Below are 16776 nucleotides of genomic sequence, written 5' to 3'. Positions count from 1 at the left end.
CCCGGGACACGCCGTAAACCCATCCTTGGGGGCTCGATGGCGCCATCCATGGCGCCAACGGTCCCGGCCAGCCCCTCCCCCCGCCACCGGACGGTTTCCTGCGAGCGCGGGCAGCGCATCAGCGCGCCGGTGAGGGTTCGGAAAGCGGGTCCTGGTAGTGCCGGCCGCTGGCCGGCAACTCGACCTTCGTTGATTGCCGGCCAGCGGCCGGCACTACCACGTCGCTCCTGCTCCTGCCTTTAATCCCGTCTCCACGCCAGCGCAGGGAGCTTTCCTGTAGGCGCTGACCCATCAGCCCCTGCCTGCCAGGAAGAATCAAAGCGACGAACGCGCATGCATTTCAATCCCGCCCCTTGACCTCAACCAATGTTGAGGTGCGATAACGATCTCCGCACGGCCAGCCCCCTGGCCTTCCCCACGGAGATTGCTTCGATGTCGTACTCGCTTCCCCCGCTCCCCTACGCCTATGACGCCCTCGAGCCGCACTTCGATGCGCGCACGATGGAGATCCATCACGGCAAGCACCACCAGACCTACGTCAACAACCTCAATGCCGCCCTCGAGCAGGCCGGCATCGCCGCGCAACCGGTCGAGGCGCTGATCGCCAACCTCGATGCCGTGCCCGAGGCCCAGCGCGGCGCGGTCCGCAACAATGGCGGTGGCCACGCCAACCACAGCCTGTTCTGGACCGTGCTCAGCGCCAGCGGCGGCACCCCTGATGACGAACTCGCCGCGGCGATCGACCGCGATCTCGGCGGCTTCGATGCATTCAAGGATGCCTTCATCAAGGCCGCGCAGACGCGCTTCGGCAGCGGCTGGGCGTGGCTGACCACTGATCGCGACGGTCGCCTGCAGGTTGAGAGCAGCGCCAACCAGGACAGCCCGCTGATGGGCGCAACGGTCGGCCTGTCCGGCAACACCCCGATCCTGGCACTGGATGTCTGGGAGCACGCCTACTACCTGCACTACCAGAATCGCCGCCCGGACTACATCGGTGCGTTCTTCAACATCATCAACTGGGCCGAGGTCGGCCGGCGCTACCGCCAGGCCCGGGCCTCATGAGCGGCGAGACACTGCCGTACGCCGGGCCGTGGGCGGGAGTGTTCCCCGCCCCGGCCCCGGTGCCGTCGGTCGGGATGCCGCCGCGTGCATTGCGGCGGCTGCTCGGCCATTTCCCCACGGGCGTGGCGATCGTCTGCGCGCGCGACGCGCAGGGCAAACCGGTCGGCCTGACCATCAACTCGTTCGTGCCGGTATCGCTGCAGCCACCGCTGGTGCTGTGGAACCTGGCGCTGCATGCGCAAAGCCTCTCCACCTTCCAGCGCGCCACCCGCTTTGCGATCAGTGTGCTGGCGTCCGACCAGGAAGCGTTGGCACGGCGCTTCGCCGATCCACAGGTGCGCGACCGTTTCGACGGCCTGCCGCTGCTGGAGGATGACGAAGACGCCCCGCCGCGCATTGCCGCTGCGGTGGCCCACCTCACCTGCACCCGCCACGCGCAATGGCCGGTGGGTGATCACCTGCTGCTGGCTGGACGCATCATCGATGTCCACGAGAACGGGGGCGCGCCCCTGCTGTTCCATCGCGGTCGTTTCCAGCCGGGACCGCAGGAACTGCTGCAGGAGGTGCGCTGATGAACATCGAGGCCCTGGAATGCATGCTGGCCAGCGGCAAGGACGGCGCGCTGCTGCGCTTCGGCCTGGGCAAGGGCTGGCTGGATGCCGGCAACCCGGTACGCGCGGCGACCCATCTGGGCCGCTGCGTGGTGCTCGATCCGCAGTATTCGGCAGCGTGGAAGCTGCTGGGCAAGGCGTGGCTGGCCAGTGGCCAGCCGCAGGCGGCACGCGAGGCCTGGCAGCGCGGGCTGAGCGTGGCCGGCAGCAAGGGCGACCAGCAGGCGCGCAAGGAAATGCAGGTGTTCCTGCGTCGCCTGGACCGCGAACAGGCGGCCCTGGCGAAGGCGGGCTGAGTGGATCAGCCCGCGTTGGCCGATGCCGGTGCGGACATGATGTCCGCCATCGGCAGGCGGCGCGGCTTGCTCGGGAACGCGTGGCGCAGGATGCGCCAGACCACCTGGCCGAACTGGCGCGGCAGCGAGCCGTTGTTGTAGTGCTGGCCGTAGCGGCGGCAGATGTCCTTCACTTCCTTGGCGATGGCCGCATAGCGGTTGGCCGGCAGGTCCGGGTAGAAGTGGTGCTCGATCTGGTGGCTGAGGTTGCCCGACAGCACGTTGATCAGGAAACCACCGCTGATGTTGGACGAACCACGCAGCTGGCGCAGGTACCAGTGGCCACGCGATTCATTGCGCAGGCATTCCTTCGGGAAGGTTTCCGATTCGGCGGTGAAGTGGCCACAGAAGATGATCACGTAGGTCCAGATGTTGCGCAGGCCGTTGGCCACCATGTTGCCCAGCATCACGGTAAGGAAGAACGGGCCGGCCAGCAGCGGGAAGAACACGTAGTCCTTCAGCACCTGGCGGGCCATCTTGCGCGCCACCGGGCGGGTCTGCAGCCACATCGCACGGGCACTCATGCGGCCCTTCAGCCAGCGGCCCAGGCGCAGGTCCTGCGCGGCCACGCCCCACTGGAACAGCAGCGCGAAGATCGGCGCGATGATCGGCTGCAGCAGGTAGAACGGCTTCCAGCGCTGTTCCGGGAAGATGCGCAGCAGGCCATAGCCGATGTCATCGTCCATGCCACGCACGTTGGTGTAGGTGTGGTGGCGGAAATTGTGGGTCTTGCGCCAGTTGTCAGCGGTGGCGACGATGTCCCACTCGTAGGTGTTGCCATTGAGCTTGGGGTCGCCGGTCCAGTCGAACTGGCCGTGCATGACGTTGTGGCCGAGCTCCATGTTCTCCAGGATCTTCGACAGCGCCAGCAGCAGCGTGCCGGTGATCGCGGCCGGCCACAGCAACGGCATCCAGAACAGCGGCGAGAAGGCCGCCAGGAACAGCAGGCCACGGCCACCCACGCCGAACCAGCGCACGGCGGCGGCCACGCGGCGGATGTAACGGGTATCGGAGGCGCCGAGGCTGCCGATCACACGGTCGCGGATCGCGTCGAGTTCCTCGCCGAAGGCATGCATCTCGGCAGTACTCAGGGCACGGTCGGTAGCGCGGGTCATGGCAGGCGTCCTCAGAGATCCAGGGTCAGGTCGGTGGTCGGCGCGCTCACGCAGATCCGCACCGGCTGCGCCGATTCGGACTGCAGGTCGCCAGTGCGCAGGTGGCGGGTAGCGCCACTGACGCGATCACAGGTGCAGGTGTTGCAGATGCCCATGCGGCAGCCATGCTTGGGCTTGATGCCATGGGCTTCGAGGCTTTCCAGCAGCGAGCGGCCGCGCGGCACGCTCAGCTGGCGACCGCTGCGCGCCAACGTCAGTGACACCTCGCCCTCGCTGCTGGCGTCGAGCAACGGCGCCGGCGGGGTGAAGGCCTCGGCCTGGAAGCCCGCCACCTGATGCGCCAAGCGTTCGCGTGCGGCGGCGACGAACCCATCCGGGCCGCAGGCCAGCACATGGCGCTGTGCCAGCGGCGTGTCATCGCCGGGCACCTGCAGGTCATGGCTGCCGATGCGCGCGGCCGGGATGTCGCCTTCGCGGGTGGCCAGCAGATGCACCCGCAGATTCGGCTGCGCCGCCGCCAGCGCCTGCAGTTCATCACGGAACTGCAGATGGGCGGCAGTGCGCTCCCAGTAGAACAGGTCGACCGGTGCCGCCAATGGGCGCTGGCAGGCTTCGCGCAGAAGGCTGCGCATCGGCGTGATGCCGCTGCCGGCAGCCAGCAGCAGCACCGGCGCGGCGGCGGGCATGTGGAACTCGCCGAACGCGGCATCGACACGGAACAGCTCGCCCGGCCGTGCGTGGTTGACCAGATGCTGGCTGACCCGGCCGCCCTCGACCGCCTTGACGGTAATCGCCAGCTCGCGTCGCCCAAACACCGTGGGGCTGTAGCTGCGCTGCCACACACGTCCTTCAATTTCCACGCTCAGGGTCACGTGCTGGCCGGCGCGCATGCCGGCCCAGTGCCGGTTGGTGCGCAGCACCAGGGTTGCCGCGCCCTCACCGGCCGGCTCACGCCGTACCAGGCGGGCCATCGGCTCACGCAGGGTCCACAGAGGATTCAGCTGACCTGCCCAGAAATCGAACAGCGTCGGCGACACCCAGCGGTGCGGGGAAAACAAGGAAGGACGGACGACAGCGCTCATGGACGCACTATACGGGCGCACATACACCTGTGTATACATGTGTATATTGAACCGGATTGGGTATGATTCAGCCTTGCCCCACCGGAACACCCATGGCCGCCGCCACCGCCCTGACGCCGAACGAAGATGCCAACAGCCCGACCCGCCGAACGGTGAGCCGCGAGGATCTGCTGGCTGCCGCGCTGAAGCTGATCGGGCCGCACCGCAGCCTGTCCACGCTGAGCCTGCGTGAAGTGGCCCGCGAGGCGGGCATCGCGCCGAACAGCTTCTATCGGCAGTTCCGCGACATGGACGAACTGGCCGTGGCCCTGATCGACGTGGCGGGCCGCTCGCTGCGCACCATCATCGGCGAAGCCCGCCAGCGCGCCACCTCCAGCGCCACCAGCGTGGTGCGCGTGTCGGTGGAGACCTTCATGGAGCAGCTGCGTGCCGACGACAAGCTGCTGCACGTGCTGCTGCGCGAAGGCGCGGTCGGCTCGGATGATTTCAAGCACGCGGTCGAACGTGAGCTGCACTATTTCGAGGAAGAGCTGCAGCACGACCTGGTGCGCCTGGCTGCCCTCGACGGCGCGGTCCTGCACAAGCCGGAACTGGTCTCGATGGCGATCACGCGTCTGGTGTTCGCCATGGGCGCGTCGGCAATGGACCAGCCTCCGGAGAACGACCCGGAACTGGTCGAGCAGATCTCCACGATGATCCGCATGATCATCGTCGGCGCCCGCACCCCCGCCGCCTTCCGCCGCGGCTGACAAGACTCGAATCGTGCATCGTGGCACATGACCACCGGCAGGGTCGCGGCTTCGACATGTAATGTTATAACATTTGCATGATCCACCCGAACGCCTGGTGCACCCAGAATTGCGGCGGCTTCGATATATAGCACTTGCTATATCTATAAGCCACTGCTTTCATATGCCCCAGCCAGGTCGCCCTCGCCGCCTTTCCTCCCCCAAGGACGACGCCCTCATGCACGTTGCCACCCCGCTCTTCCATCGGCTGCCCCTGACCGCCGCCATCGCCCTGATCCTGCCGCTGCCTGTACTGGCCGCCTCACCGAAGCCGACCGAACTGGACCGCGTGCAGGTCAAGGTCAGTACCGCCACCCGCAGCGAACGCCTGCTGTCGGACGTGCCGATCCGCACCGAGGTACTGCGCAAGGAAGACATCGCACTGCGTGCGGCCACCGACTTCTCGCGTGCCGCCGAACTGATCAACGGCCTGCGCGTGGAGAGCAACTGCCAGAACTGCAACACCAGCGAAGTGCAGCTGCTGGGCCTGCCCGGCGCCTACAACCAGCTGCTGTTCGATGGCATTCCGCTGCTGTCCACGCTCGGCAGCGTGTACGGGCTGGAACAGATTCCGGCCGGCTTCGTCGACCGCATCGAAGTGGTCAAGGGCGGTGGCTCGGCGCTGTACGGCCCGGGCGCGGTGGCCGGCGTGATCAACCTGATCCCACCGCTGCCGGCGCGCAGTGGGGGACATGTGCAGGCCGGCGTGGATGTATTGAAGGGCACGCCGCAGAAGAATGCCGACGTGCGCCTGGACCTGGTCGCCAAAGACGCCGACGCCGGGCTGTCGGTGATCGCCCAGCGCAACTGGAACAGCGGCATCGACTACAACGGCGACGGCTATACCGAGATCACCCGCAAGAACCTCAAGGTCGGCGGGCTGCAGGCCTGGTATGCGCCCACGCCGGGCACGCGGCTGCGGCTGGACCTGCAGGTGACCGACGAAACCCGCCGCGGCGGCAACCGCCTGGACCAGCCCGAATACCTGGCCAACATCGCCGAATCGCTGGATACGAAGTACCGCCGTGGCAGCATTTCCTGGGACCAGGAAGTCAGCGCCGACGTCGATTTCCGCGTGGCCTATGCCTTCGCCGACATTGATCGCGACAGCTTCTATGGCGGCCTTGGCGACGTGGTCACCGATCCGTCGGCGCCGGGCTATGACCCGTCGCAGCTGGACCCGAACGTGGCCGGCAGTGCCGCCTCGCGTTCGTGGCGCCAGTACGGCCGCACCCACAACCCGCTGCACTACATCGACAGCCAGTTGAACTGGCGACTGGGCGCGCACGCGTTGGCCTTCGGTGTGCAGTACAAGCATGAGGCGCTGCGCGACGACAACCGCAACGGTGACGGGCAGCGCCTGGCGGTGCTGGAGGATGCCACTTTCCACAACCTGGGCGCCTTCGTCCAGGACGAGTGGAGCCTGCGTGACAACGTGGACCTTGTACTCGGCGCGCGCGTGGACAAGAGCTCCGAACTGGACAATGCGGTGTTTTCGCCGCGCATCGCACTGGCCTGGCAGGCCACGCCGAACCTGAAATGGCGCGCCGGTGTTGCCACCGGCTTCCGTGCGCCGGAGATCTTCGTCGAGGACGTGCATGTGGATACCCTCGGCGGCGAACAGGTGCGCGTGCGCAACACCGACGGCCTGAAGGAAGAGCGCGCGTTGACCACGCTGTTCGGCTTCGATTGGCGTTCGGACCCGGCCAACCCGGTCTGGAGCTGGGATGCCACCGCCTCGTATGCCCGCATCCGCGACACCTTCGCGCTGGGCGAGATCCAGCGCGGTGAAGACGGCCAGCTGAGCCAGCTGCGCTACAACGCCTCCGGCTCGAACGTGCTGGGTGCGGAAACCAACCTTGGTTGGCAGCCTTCGCCGCGGTGGCGGCTGACCGCTGGCGCATCATGGTACCGCTCGCGCTTCCGCGAGCCGCAGCGCATCTTCGACGACACCGGCGAGGGCGGCGACACCGTCATCGAGAGCCGCGATTACCTGAAGACACCGCGCCGGACCGGGCTGGCGCAACTCAGCTGGATGCCGGCCGAGCCGTGGGAGACCTTCGTGGCACTGCGCCACACCGGCCCGATGTCGGTGCTGAACAACCGGCTGGGTGAACTGCACCGCACCCGTGCGTTCCTGGTCACCGATCTCGGTGCACGCTGGCACCGGCATCTTGGCGCGCAGGCGCAGCAGGAAGTGTCGGTGGCGGCGGGCGTCAAGAATGTGTTCGACCAGCGCCAGAAGGACCTGGAAACCGGTGCACTGCGTGACAGCGACTACGTCTACGGGCCGCGTTTCGCGCGCTCGTGGTACGTCAACCTGCGCTATGCGTTCTGAAGCACTACGAACACTGTTGCTGGCCGGCGCGCTGCTGCTGGCCGTGCCGGCGATGGCGACGGACCTGCACGCGCAGGTTTCGGCCTCGTTGATGCGGCCCGAGCAGCGCTCACTGCGGCCGATGCAGTGGCCGGCGCCGCCGAAACTGGTGGCACTGTATTTCGGTGCCGACTGGTGCGCGCCCTGCCACGCCTTCGTGCCGACCCTGCGCAGCGTGCGTGATGCCCTGCGCGAGGCCGGCGCCGATACCGAAGTGGTGTACGTCAGCCTGGACGAAAGCGAGGCCGCGTTGCGGCGCTACATGCACGCGCAGGACATGCCGTGGCCGGTGCTGGACCCGCGCCGCGCCAGGCGGATGCCCGCGCTGCAGGCCCTGGCGGGGCTGGGCCCGCCCAATCTTGTGCTGATCGACGCCGATGGCAATGTGCTTGCCAATGGCTGGCAAGGCCGGCGCTACGAAGGACTGCAGCCGGTGTTGAAGGAATGGACGAGGCAGGCATGTGCGCAGGAACAGGCGCGCTGCCCGCCTGATCTGTAGAGTCGAGCCATGCTCAACTCAGCACGCATCGCGCGAACAGCAGTCGAGCATGGCCCGGCGCTTCCGCTACGGCGCCCCGCCCTCGGCCTTGCGCACGAACGCCTCGAACAACGCCAGCGTCTGCTCGCTGACATGGTGTTCGATGCCCTCGGCATCGCGGCGCGCGGTATCCGCGTCCACGCCCAGCGCCAGCAGGAAACGCTCCACGGTCTGATGGCGCTGGCGGCTGGCATGCGCCAGCGCCTCGCCTTCCGGGGTCAGGAACACGCCACGGTACGGCCGCTGCACCACCCAGCCGTCACGGGCCAGGCGCCGCAGCATCTTCGCCACCGTCGGCTGGGCCACGCCCAGGCGCGTGGCGATGTCGACCTGGCGGGCCTCGCCGCCGTCGGCCAGCAGGTCCGAGATCAGCTCGACATAGTCCTCCACCAGCTCCATCCGGTGTGCCTCGCGCACTTGCCGGAAGCTCTCGACCTGGCGCTCGGCCTCGATCAAGGGGGTGCTTTTCAGCGATGTCGAATCGTCGGTCTTGCCCACGCCTGCGCCTGTCCTTCCGGTGCACTCCGGTGTTGAACCTGAATTCTGGACCAGTAACGCGATAAAGACGATTGTTTCACATTGCTAACGACTATAGCAGGAGCTATATTCGGACCCATGAACACCCTGGCGCCCCGCGACCCTTCGGCCTCCACTCCGGCCAGCCTGGGCGCGCTCAACGCGTCGGTAGCGGTGCCTGACAAGGGCCACTGGTGGTTCCGCCTGCTGGCCTTCCTCGGCCCGGGCTACATGATCTCGGTCGGCTACATGGACCCGGGCAATTGGGCCACCGATCTGGCCGGCGGCTCGCGCTTCGGCTACCTGCTGCTGTCGGTCATCCTCATTTCCAACCTGATGGCGGTGATCCTGCAGGCGCTGTCGGCGCGGCTCGGCATCGCCACCGGCATGGACCTCGCCCAGGCCTGCCGCGCGCGCTACCCCAAGCCGGTGAACCTGGCGCTGTGGGCGCTGTGCGAGGCGGCGATCATCGCCTGCGACCTGGCCGAAGTGATCGGCACCGCGATCGCGCTGAAACTGCTGTTCGACCTGCCACTGCTGTGGGGGGCGGTGATCACCGCACTGGATACGCTGCTGGTGCTGCTGCTGATGAACCGCGGCTTCCGTGCACTGGAAGCCTTCGTGATCGCGCTGCTGATGGTGATCTTCGCCTGCTTCGTGGTGCAGATCGCAATGGCTGCGCCACCGGTGATGGCGGTACTCGGCGGCTTCATCCCGCGTGCGCAGGTGGTGACCGATCCGCATGCGCTGTACATCGCCATCGGCATCATCGGCGCCACGGTGATGCCACACAATCTGTACCTGCATTCGTCCATCGTGCAGACCCGCGCCTACCCGCGCACCGATGAAGGGCGTCGCAGCGCGTTGCGTTGGGCAGTCACCGACAGCACCCTCGCGCTGACCCTCGCGCTGTTCATCAATGCCAGCATCCTGATCCTGGCCGCGGCGGTGTTCCACGCCAACGGCCGCTTTGATGTGGAAGACATCGAGCAGGCGCACCAGTTGCTGGCACCGATGCTGGGTGTGGGCGCGGCGGCCACCCTCTTTGCGATCGCCCTGCTGGCCTCGGGGCTGAACTCCACGGTGACCGCCACGCTGGCCGGGCAGATCGTGATGGAAGGCTTCCTGCACCTGCGCCTGCCGCCGTGGCTGCGGCGGTTGATCACGCGTGCACTGGCGATCATTCCGGTGGTGGTGGTGATCATGCTGTTCGGCGACCAGGGCGCGGTGAAGCTGCTGGTGCTGAGCCAGGTGGTGCTGTCGATGCAGCTGCCGTTCGCGATCATCCCGCTGGTGCGGATCGTGACCGACAAGGTGACGATGGGTGCACTGGTGGCCCCCCGCTGGCTGGGCGCGATCGCCTGGGTGATCGCGCTGGTGATCGTGGTGTTGAACGTAAAGCTGCTGGTGGATACCTTCGCCGGCCAGTAGATCCACGCCATGCGTGGATGCTCTTGTAGAGTCAAGCCATGTTCGACTTATCGCGCACCGCGCGAACGGCAGTCGAGCATGGCTCGACTCTACAAAAGCCGGAATCACGCACTACAGATGCAACGCGATGGCCGCCTCGATCTGCTGCGGCGATTGGAATCCAGGCAGGCGCTGCCGCTCGTCGCCGTCACGGAACAGCGACAACGTCGGCGTCTGCCGCAGCCCCAGCTCCCTGAAGAACGCCTCGCCCAGCACCTCCAGCTGCACGCGCAACAGGGTCGTACCCTGCCCCGCCACACTGTTCGCCACCCGATGCAGGGACATCTCCAGCATCCGGCATCCCGGGCACTGGTCCTTGTGGAAATCCACCAGCACCCGCGGGTGTTCGGCCAGCAGCTGCTGGAACTGCTCAGGCGTGGTGGCGTCGATGATCTGCATCGGTGTTGCTCCAGTAATGGGCCAGGACCGCATCGGTCCAGGCCTCGATGGCGGCGGCATGGCGCTCGCCATGCGGCATCTGTTCGATCTCCAGCGGTGGGTAGTCGCTGCGGAAGTAGCGGATCAAGCGGTGCACGGCGCCGCAGTAATACTCCTGCCCCCACTGCGTCTCGCCGGTACCGAACACGGCGAGCTGCCGTGGCCGCTCACCGCGCTCGGCGATGCCGGCCACCCACGCCTTCATTTCCGCAGGCGTGCGGCCGGCGTTGTCGGTCCAGCAGCCCAGCAGCACCAGGTCGGCCTCGTCGGCCGCCAGCGGTGGCGCCTGGCGCAGATCGTCGGCCTCCTGCCAGTGCACGGCATGACCTGCAGCGCGGCAACGCTCGGCAATCTGTCGGCCAAGCTCCCGGGTGTTGCCACTCAGCGAGGCCACCACCAGCAGGATGCGCAGCGCGGCGCCGGGCTCAGAGGTCGTCGAAGCCGTTGTCGACGTTGGTCTTCTTGTAACTTGCATTGCGCATCTCGAAGAAGTCGGTCTTGGTCTCGGTGAAGTTGTCGGCGTAGGCCTTGATCCACGGCATCACGTTGTCGGTGGTGTCGCTGTACAGGCGCTCGATGCCGAGCATGCCGGCCATCTTGTTGGCCCGGTACTTCACGTAGCGCGTCATTTCCTCCACATCGATGCCGTCGATGCCATCCAGCACTTCCGACGACCACTGGGTCTCCAGCTCGATGGCATGCTCGAACGCCTGGTGCACATAGGCGGTCAGCTCGTTGGTCTGCAGTTCCGGGTTCTCGCCGATGATGGCGCGGATCAGCTCGCTGATGAACTTGGTGTGGGCCAGCTCGTCGCGGTTGATGAAGCTGATGATCTTGCCGGTACCGGTCATGCGGTTCTGCCGCACCATGTTGTAGAAATACGCGAAACCGGAATAGAAGTTGATGCCTTCCAGGATCGAGGACTGGATCAGCGACTTCAGCAGCGTCTCGGCGGTCTTCTCGCGCATGAAGTCGTCATACGCGCCCATGATCGGCGCGTTGCGCTTGATGATGGTCGGATGGGTGCGCGCCAGCTCGAACACGCGGTTCTGGTTCGGCAGGTCGGTGATCGAGGCCAGCACATAGCTGTAACTCTCGTTATGGATCACCTCCTGCTGGCCGATGATCGCCGCGTTGGCATGCGCGGCCGGATCGGTGATGTACTCGGCCACGTTGTAGATGAAGCGGGTCTGCGGCGAATCCAGCGTGGCGAGCAGGCCGATGATCGAGTCGTAGGCATTCTTCTCGCGCCCGGACAGCTCGCCGTACTGGCGCGCGTCGGCCTTCATGTCGACTTCGTCAGGGATCCAGAAGTTGGTCGACAGCTCCTTGTAGGCCCGATAGAACGACGGATACGGAATGTCGTTCCAGTTCAGGATGCCGCTGGTGCGTCCGTTGATGATGCCGGTGCTGCGGTTGGGATGGCGCGGTTCGAGGATCTTGATGCGGTCGAGGGGGGTTGCCATGGTTTTCTGCCTTCTTTTTCTTTCTATCGTGTTGCCGGCCAGCGGCCGGCACTACCCTGGATCGCGAGGTTGCCGGCCAGCGGCCGGCACTGCCGTTGATCAGCTCGCGCACCACTCGCATTCGCTGATGTCGATGTCGTTGGAGCGCACGTAGTAGGTGGTCTTCAGGCCTTCGCGCCACGCGCTCAGGTGCAGCTCCAGCAGCGTGCTGGCGCGGATCGTACTGGGCACGTACAGGTTGAAGCTGATCGACTGGTCCACGTGGCGCTGGCGGCGTGCGTTCTGGCGCACGCTGGCGAACTGGTCGACCTTGTAGGCGCCCTTTTCGTAGTACGGCCAGGTCTCCAGCGACAGGCCCGGCGCGGCCACCGGCCGCCGGAAGTCCTTCTTTTCCTCGTAGTAGAACGCGCTGTAGATCGGGTCGATCGAGGCGGTGGAACCGGCAATCTGCGCGGTGCTCATGTTCGGCGCCACCGCCAGCAGCCAGCCGTTGCGCAGGCCGTGCGTGGCGACCTCGCGGGCCAGGCTGTCCCAGTCCGCGCCACTGTAGCCACGGTCACTGAAGTAGCGGCCGTTGTGCCAGTCGCTGCCGGCGAACATCGGGTAGCTGCCCTTCTCCTTGGCCAGCTGCGCGCTGGCCTGGATGGTCAGGAAGTTGATGCGTTCATACAGGCGGTCGGCCAGCTGTTCGGCATCCGGCGATTCCCACTGGATCGCCTGCTGCGCCAGCAGGTGGTGCCAGCCGAACGTTCCAAGGCCGATGGCGCGGTACTTGCGGTTGGTGATCGTGGCCTGCGGCACCGGCAGTGCGTTGAGGTCGATCACGTTGTCGAGCATGCGTACCTGGATCGGGATCAGGCGCTCCAGCACGTCGGTGGCCAGCAGGTCATCCGGCGCACTGATCGCACGGCCGAGGTTGATCGAGGACAGGTTGCAGACCACGAAGTCGCCCGCGCGGCGGGTGGTGACGATCTGGTCGCCGCTGACGATCTCCTGGATCATCCGCGTCGGGCTCATGTTCTGCAGGATCTCGGTGCACAGGTTGCTGGAATAGACCATGCCCGCGTGCTTGTTCGGGTTCTTGCGGTTGACCTCGTCGCGGTAGAACAGGAACGGGTTGCCGGTCTCCAGCTGGCTGAGCATGATCCGCTTGAACAGATCGATCGCCTTCACCGTGCGGCGGCTGATGCGCTCATCGGCCACCAGCTCGGCATAGCGGTCGCGGAAGCTGCCCGAGCCGCGCTTCTCATCGTAGAAGTCCTGCAGGTACCAGCCCTTGGCGCTCTTCACTTCGTGCGGGTCGAACAGGTACCAGTCGGCGCGGCGCTCGACCGCTTCCATGAACAGGTCCGGCACGCACACCGAGGTGAACACATCGTGCGCGCGCAGGCGCTGGTCGCCATTGTTCAGGCGCAGATCCAGGAAGGCCTCGATATCGCGGTGCCAGATGTCCAGGTACACCGCCACCGCGCCCTTGCGCTGGCCCAGCTGGTCGACCGAGACGGCGGTGTTGTTGAGCTGCTTGATCCACGGCACCACGCCGCCGGAGGAATTGGGCACGCCACGGATCGGTGCGCCACTGCTGCGCACGTAGCCCAGATAGGCGCCCACACCACCACCGTGCTTGGACACGCGCGCGATATCGGTGTTGGAGTCATAGATGCCCTGCAGGCTGTCGTCCACCGTGTCGATGAAGCAGCTGGACAGCTGGCCACCGACCTTGCCGGCGTTGGCCAGCGTCGGCGTGGCCACGGTCATGTACAGGTTGGACAGCGCCCAGTAAGCCTCGCCGACCAGCTGCATGCGCCGCTCCCGCGGCTTTTCTTCCTGCATCAGGTACAGCGCGATGGTCAGCCAGCGCTCCTGCGGCAGTTCATAGACCTCGCGGCTGCGGTCGCTGGCCAGGTAGCGCGTGGCCAGCAGGTACAGGCCGTTGTAGGCAAACAGGCGATCGCGCTCCGGCTCGATCATTTCGCCGGCCTGCTGCAGCTCTTCCTTCGAATAGCAGCGCAGGATGTCGTTGCTGTAGATGCCACGGTCGGCCAGGCTTTCCTGCAGGCCCACGTAGGAGCCGTACTTCAGGCTGACGTCATAGAAGCGGTTGCGGCTGGCGCGCTTGTACAGGCGGCGCAGGTAGATGCGTGCGGCGAACTGCTCCCACTCCGGCGCGACCAGGTCCACGCGCGATTCGGCCTCGCGGATCAGCAGGTCGACCAGGTCATCGGCACTGAGGCTCGGCTTGCGCTCGACCATCGCCTGCACCACGCGCCGATAGTCGCTCACATCCAGCTGCGGAAACTCCGCGTGCACCGTATCGATGCTGCGCTGCAGGCGCTCGGCGTCGAACGGCAGGCGGCGGTTGCCGGCCTCCTTGGTGATCCAGGTCGGCACGCGCTCGCCGCCAGCGCGCAAGGCGTCGCCGGCGCCGGCCAGATCGGCCGCGCGGTAGGTGTTGTCGGTCATGGTCCTGCGTCTCCAGGCTCGCACGCATAGCGGCGTCGATGCCGTGGCAGCCCTGCACGCGATACCGGCGCACGGGGCGATCGGGGTGGGATGCCAACGCACGGGATCATCAGGTCGTCGGCATGCGCCTGCGCCTGCGGCCGGTATCCGGGCCGTGGGGGCGACCTGTGTCCGCGCGATGGCGGCCGCGTCGACACGGCAAGCCTTCAGGGGCGGGCCGCGGGACGTTTGCTGCATGTCCGGCGGCGGCAGCTGACCGGGAGTGACGGCCACAACATAGTGGGGATATTCCGAGCCGTCAACACAAGATGAGGTAATCACGACATGACGCGACGATCCGTCGCAGGATGCCGTGTTGCAGCGGCGACGCCTTGTCGACCGCGCCCTCGTCCCCAGTTCGATACAACCTCCACTTTCCCCGGAACACCGCCCATGCGCGCTGCCCAGTACGCTTCCTTCGCCGACCCGGCCGACGTCCTTGCCGTTGCCGATGTGGCCCTGCCCGAACCCGGCCCTGGCGAGGTGCGCATCCGCACCGTGCTGGCCTCGATCCACAACCACGACCTGCTGACCGTGCGTGGCCTGTACGGCTACAAGCCGACCCTGCCGGCCATCGCTGGTAGTGAGGCACTGGGCGTGGTCGATGCGCTTGGCGCAGGGGTCGACGGCCTGCAGATCGGCCAGCGCGTGGCCGCCGCCTCGGTGCACGGCACCTGGGCCGAAGCGTTCATCGCACCGTCGCGCATGGTGATTCCGATGCCGGACGCCATCGCCGACGAGATGGCCGCACAGTTGATCGCGATGCCGCTGAGCGCGCTGATGCTGCTGGAATTCCTGCACGTCGAAGCGGGCCAGTGGATCGTGCAGAACACCGCCAACGGGGCCGTCGGCAAGTCGTTGGCGATGCTGGCGCGGGCGCGCGGCGTGCACGTGGCCAACCTGGTGCGCAACGCCGACGCGGTCGCGCAGCTGCAGGCACTCGGCATCGATCACGTATTCGATACCTCGGTGGACGGCTGGAAGGATCGCGTGCGCGCAGCAACGGGCGAAGCGCAGGCAGCGGCGGCAGTCGATTCCATCGGTGGTGACGCCAGCGGCGACCTGGTCGACCTGCTTGGCCACCACGGCACCCTGGTCTCGTTCGGCGTAATGAGCGGCCAGCCGATGCACATCCCCGCCGGTGGCCTGATCTACAAGGAGGCCACGGTGAAGGGCTTCTGGGGCAGCAAGGTCAGCCAGGCGATGGCGGTGGAGGACAAGCGACGGCTGGTCGGCGAACTGCTGAAACGTGCTGCCGGCGGCGAGCTGACCCTGCCGGTGGAGCGGGTCTTCGCATTGGATGACATTGCCCAGGCAGCGAAGGCCGCGGGTGGCTCGGGTCGCAACGGCAAGGTGCTGCTGCGCCCTTGAAGGTCTCCGGGTTGGTTCGTTAAGAACCTGTGATGTATAACTGAATGCGCTTTCGTCATTGGAAGGCGTGAGCAGTCGCGTGCGGTACTGAAGGCTCCTCCCCCGTTCGGCGTTGTCGCTTTCATGTACCGCACCACCCTGAACCTGCTTGCCGGCGCCATCGCGCTGGGCCTTTCCGCCGGGACTGCCGGCGCCGCTGAAACTGCCGATACCGGCAAGGACAGCACCACCCTCGGCGCCGTGCTGGTGACCGGCTCCAACATCAAGCGCAGCGATACCGCCGGGCCCAACCCGGTGCAGATCGTCAGCCGCGAACAGATCGAACAGACCGGCCGCTCCACCCTCACCGACGTGCTGCGCAACCTGTCGGCCAATGCCGGCAACAGTTTCGACGAGCAGTACACCGGCAGTTTCGCCGCCGGCTCGGCCTCGATCGGTCTGCGTGGCCTGTCGCCGAAGAACACGCTGGTGCTGGTCAACGGCTACCGCGTGTCCAACTTCGGTTTCGCGCTCAACACGCAGGACACCTTCGTCGACCTCAACGCGCTGCCGATCAGCGCGGTCGAACGCATCGAAGTGCTGAAGGACGGTGCCTCGGCGGTGTATGGCTCCGATGCCATCGCCGGCGTCATCAACATCATCCTGCGCAGGAACTTCCAGGGCGTGGAGGTCGGCGGCGGTTTCGGTACCGCTACCCAGGGCGGCCTCGACGAACGCAAGGCCAACCTGCTCGCCGGCTTCGGTGACCTCGAACAGCAGGGCTGGAACGTGCTGTTCGGGCTGGACCTGCTCAAGCGTGATCGCCTCGACGCCGATCAGCGCGCCTATACCCGCAGCGGCGATTTCCGCGACAAGCCCGGTGGCCGCCTGGCCGGCTGGTCCACTGCCGGTGGCAACTGGCTGTCCAACCCACGCGCGCCGCAGCCGTTCGCCAACTGCCCCGATGGCAGCCAGCTGCGCCCCTACAGCGATTTCGGCAGCACCCGGCCAGGCCTGCGCCTTCAACGCGCAACCGTTCAAGACCCTGCAGCCCGGCGCCGAGCGCCTGCAGGCGTCGCTGAGCGCGACCTACCGCTTCAACGATAGCATCGAGGCGTTCGCCGAC

General features: G+C 66.5%; 16 protein-coding genes. 9 read left to right on the top strand and 7 right to left on the bottom strand.

What is annotated here, in order from left to right:
• The first annotated feature begins 432 nt into the window (after nt 1-432).
• The 3 genes from SSKA14_RS11810 to SSKA14_RS11800 are packed head-to-tail and all read left to right on the top strand — an operon-like array spanning nt 433 to nt 1969.
• Nucleotides 433-1062 carry a superoxide dismutase gene (locus SSKA14_RS11810; RefSeq protein ID WP_040007565.1) on the top strand — a complete coding sequence of 210 codons (630 nt, stop codon included), beginning with the start codon at nt 433-435 and terminating at the stop codon, nt 1060-1062.
• Nucleotides 1059-1634, top strand: a complete 576-nt coding sequence (locus SSKA14_RS11805; RefSeq protein ID WP_040007563.1) for a flavin reductase family protein — start codon at nt 1059-1061, stop codon at nt 1632-1634. The genes SSKA14_RS11810 and SSKA14_RS11805 overlap by 4 nt, the downstream gene beginning before the upstream one ends.
• Nucleotides 1634-1969 (top strand): tetratricopeptide repeat protein, encoded by a 336-nt coding sequence (locus tag SSKA14_RS11800; RefSeq protein ID WP_008267331.1) that lies wholly within the window; start codon nt 1634-1636, stop codon nt 1967-1969. The genes SSKA14_RS11805 and SSKA14_RS11800 overlap by 1 nt, the downstream gene beginning before the upstream one ends.
• 5 nt (nt 1970-1974) lie before the next feature.
• On the opposite strand, the gene SSKA14_RS11795 is transcribed toward SSKA14_RS11800, so the two are convergent.
• Nucleotides 1975-3123, bottom strand: coding sequence for an acyl-CoA desaturase (locus tag SSKA14_RS11795; RefSeq protein WP_008266479.1), 1149 nt, complete (start codon nt 3121-3123; stop codon nt 1975-1977).
• An 11-nt stretch (nt 3124-3134) separates the two neighbouring features.
• Nucleotides 3135-4205 carry a ferredoxin reductase gene (locus SSKA14_RS11790; protein WP_050413371.1) on the bottom strand — a complete coding sequence of 357 codons (1071 nt, stop codon included), beginning with the start codon at nt 4203-4205 and terminating at the stop codon, nt 3135-3137.
• A gap of 92 nt (nt 4206-4297) precedes the next feature.
• Between SSKA14_RS11790 and fabR the strand changes: the two genes are divergently transcribed.
• The 3 genes from fabR (at nt 4298) to SSKA14_RS11775 (ending at nt 7869) form a co-directional block, all read left to right on the top strand.
• A complete protein-coding gene (fabR, locus tag SSKA14_RS11785; RefSeq protein ID WP_008267228.1) occupies nt 4298-4954 on the top strand; it encodes an HTH-type transcriptional repressor FabR in 657 nt (218 codons plus the stop codon).
• Between the two features lie 217 nt (nt 4955-5171).
• Nucleotides 5172-7331 carry a TonB-dependent receptor gene (locus tag SSKA14_RS11780; protein ID WP_008265970.1) on the top strand — a complete coding sequence of 720 codons (2160 nt, stop codon included), beginning with the start codon at nt 5172-5174 and terminating at the stop codon, nt 7329-7331.
• Nucleotides 7321-7869: a thioredoxin-like domain-containing protein gene (locus SSKA14_RS11775; RefSeq protein ID WP_040007559.1), complete on the top strand. Its 549-nt coding sequence runs from the start codon at nt 7321-7323 to the stop codon at nt 7867-7869. The genes SSKA14_RS11780 and SSKA14_RS11775 overlap by 11 nt, the downstream gene beginning before the upstream one ends.
• A 66-nt stretch (nt 7870-7935) precedes the next feature.
• Here SSKA14_RS11775 and mntR read toward each other — a convergent pair whose 3' ends face one another.
• The gene (gene mntR, locus SSKA14_RS11770) at nt 7936-8406 is read right to left on the bottom strand and encodes a manganese-binding transcriptional regulator MntR (protein WP_005413716.1); all 471 of its coding nucleotides are present in this window, start codon (nt 8404-8406) and stop codon (nt 7936-7938) included.
• A gap of 117 nt (nt 8407-8523) precedes the next feature.
• Here mntR and SSKA14_RS11765 point away from each other — a divergent pair, with 117 nt between their 5' ends.
• On the top strand, nt 8524-9855 hold the full coding sequence (locus SSKA14_RS11765; RefSeq protein WP_040007555.1) for an Nramp family divalent metal transporter: 1332 nt from the start codon (nt 8524-8526) through the stop codon (nt 9853-9855).
• A 111-nt stretch (nt 9856-9966) separates the two neighbouring features.
• Here SSKA14_RS11765 and SSKA14_RS11760 read toward each other — a convergent pair whose 3' ends face one another.
• The 4 genes from SSKA14_RS11760 to SSKA14_RS11745 form a co-directional block, all read right to left on the bottom strand.
• Nucleotides 9967-10293, bottom strand: a complete 327-nt coding sequence (locus SSKA14_RS11760; protein WP_008266095.1) for a thioredoxin family protein — start codon at nt 10291-10293, stop codon at nt 9967-9969.
• Nucleotides 10265-10744 (bottom strand): flavodoxin, encoded by a 480-nt coding sequence (locus SSKA14_RS11755; protein ID WP_040009604.1) that lies wholly within the window; start codon nt 10742-10744, stop codon nt 10265-10267. Before SSKA14_RS11755 ends, SSKA14_RS11760 begins: the two co-directional genes overlap by 29 nt.
• A 13-nt stretch (nt 10745-10757) precedes the next feature.
• Nucleotides 10758-11798 carry a ribonucleotide-diphosphate reductase subunit beta gene (locus tag SSKA14_RS11750; protein WP_008267116.1) on the bottom strand — a complete coding sequence of 347 codons (1041 nt, stop codon included), beginning with the start codon at nt 11796-11798 and terminating at the stop codon, nt 10758-10760.
• A gap of 99 nt (nt 11799-11897) precedes the next feature.
• Nucleotides 11898-14261, bottom strand: coding sequence for a ribonucleoside-diphosphate reductase subunit alpha (locus SSKA14_RS11745; protein ID WP_008267711.1), 2364 nt, complete (start codon nt 14259-14261; stop codon nt 11898-11900).
• A 432-nt stretch (nt 14262-14693) separates the two neighbouring features.
• On the opposite strand from SSKA14_RS11745, the gene SSKA14_RS11740 reads away from it, so the two are divergent.
• Complete coding sequence (locus tag SSKA14_RS11740) at nt 14694-15671, top strand: zinc-binding dehydrogenase (protein WP_008266168.1); 978 nt, start codon at nt 14694-14696, stop codon at nt 15669-15671.
• Nucleotides 15672-15794: 123 nt separating this feature from the next.
• A complete protein-coding gene (locus SSKA14_RS24110) occupies nt 15795-16757 on the top strand; it encodes a TonB-dependent receptor plug domain-containing protein (RefSeq protein WP_008267910.1) in 963 nt (320 codons plus the stop codon).
• Nucleotides 16758-16776: the final 19 nt, after the last annotated feature.

Origin of the sequence: Stenotrophomonas sp. SKA14, assembly GCF_000158575.1 — a bacterium.
In the GTDB taxonomy this organism is placed as follows: Bacteria; Pseudomonadota; Gammaproteobacteria; order Xanthomonadales; family Xanthomonadaceae; genus Stenotrophomonas; species Stenotrophomonas forensis.
Note: the sequence above shows the minus strand (reverse complement) of the source record. Positions and strands in the feature narration are given on the sequence as shown.

What these genes read in the sequence shown, in the direction of transcription:
- SSKA14_RS11810 (WP_040007565.1), top strand. Translation starts at nt 433, where the DNA reads ATGTCGTACTCGCTTCCCCCGCTCCCCTACGCCTATGACGCCCTCGAG.
- SSKA14_RS11805 (WP_040007563.1), top strand. Translation starts at nt 1,059, where the DNA reads ATGAGCGGCGAGACACTGCCGTACGCCGGGCCGTGGGCGGGAGTGTTC.
- SSKA14_RS11800 (WP_008267331.1), top strand. Translation starts at nt 1,634, where the DNA reads ATGAACATCGAGGCCCTGGAATGCATGCTGGCCAGCGGCAAGGACGGC.
- SSKA14_RS11795 (WP_008266479.1), bottom strand. Translation starts at nt 3,123, where the DNA reads ATGACCCGCGCTACCGACCGTGCCCTGAGTACTGCCGAGATGCATGCC.
- SSKA14_RS11790 (WP_050413371.1), bottom strand. Translation starts at nt 4,205, where the DNA reads ATGAGCGCTGTCGTCCGTCCTTCCTTGTTTTCCCCGCACCGCTGGGTG.
- fabR (WP_008267228.1), top strand. Translation starts at nt 4,298, where the DNA reads ATGGCCGCCGCCACCGCCCTGACGCCGAACGAAGATGCCAACAGCCCG.
- SSKA14_RS11780 (WP_008265970.1), top strand. Translation starts at nt 5,172, where the DNA reads ATGCACGTTGCCACCCCGCTCTTCCATCGGCTGCCCCTGACCGCCGCC.
- SSKA14_RS11775 (WP_040007559.1), top strand. Translation starts at nt 7,321, where the DNA reads ATGCGTTCTGAAGCACTACGAACACTGTTGCTGGCCGGCGCGCTGCTG.
- SSKA14_RS11765 (WP_040007555.1), top strand. Translation starts at nt 8,524, where the DNA reads ATGAACACCCTGGCGCCCCGCGACCCTTCGGCCTCCACTCCGGCCAGC.
- SSKA14_RS11760 (WP_008266095.1), bottom strand. Translation starts at nt 10,293, where the DNA reads ATGCAGATCATCGACGCCACCACGCCTGAGCAGTTCCAGCAGCTGCTG.
- SSKA14_RS11750 (WP_008267116.1), bottom strand. Translation starts at nt 11,798, where the DNA reads ATGGCAACCCCCCTCGACCGCATCAAGATCCTCGAACCGCGCCATCCC.
- SSKA14_RS11745 (WP_008267711.1), bottom strand. Translation starts at nt 14,261, where the DNA reads ATGACCGACAACACCTACCGCGCGGCCGATCTGGCCGGCGCCGGCGAC.
- SSKA14_RS11740 (WP_008266168.1), top strand. Translation starts at nt 14,694, where the DNA reads ATGCGCGCTGCCCAGTACGCTTCCTTCGCCGACCCGGCCGACGTCCTT.
- SSKA14_RS24110 (WP_008267910.1), top strand. Translation starts at nt 15,795, where the DNA reads ATGTACCGCACCACCCTGAACCTGCTTGCCGGCGCCATCGCGCTGGGC.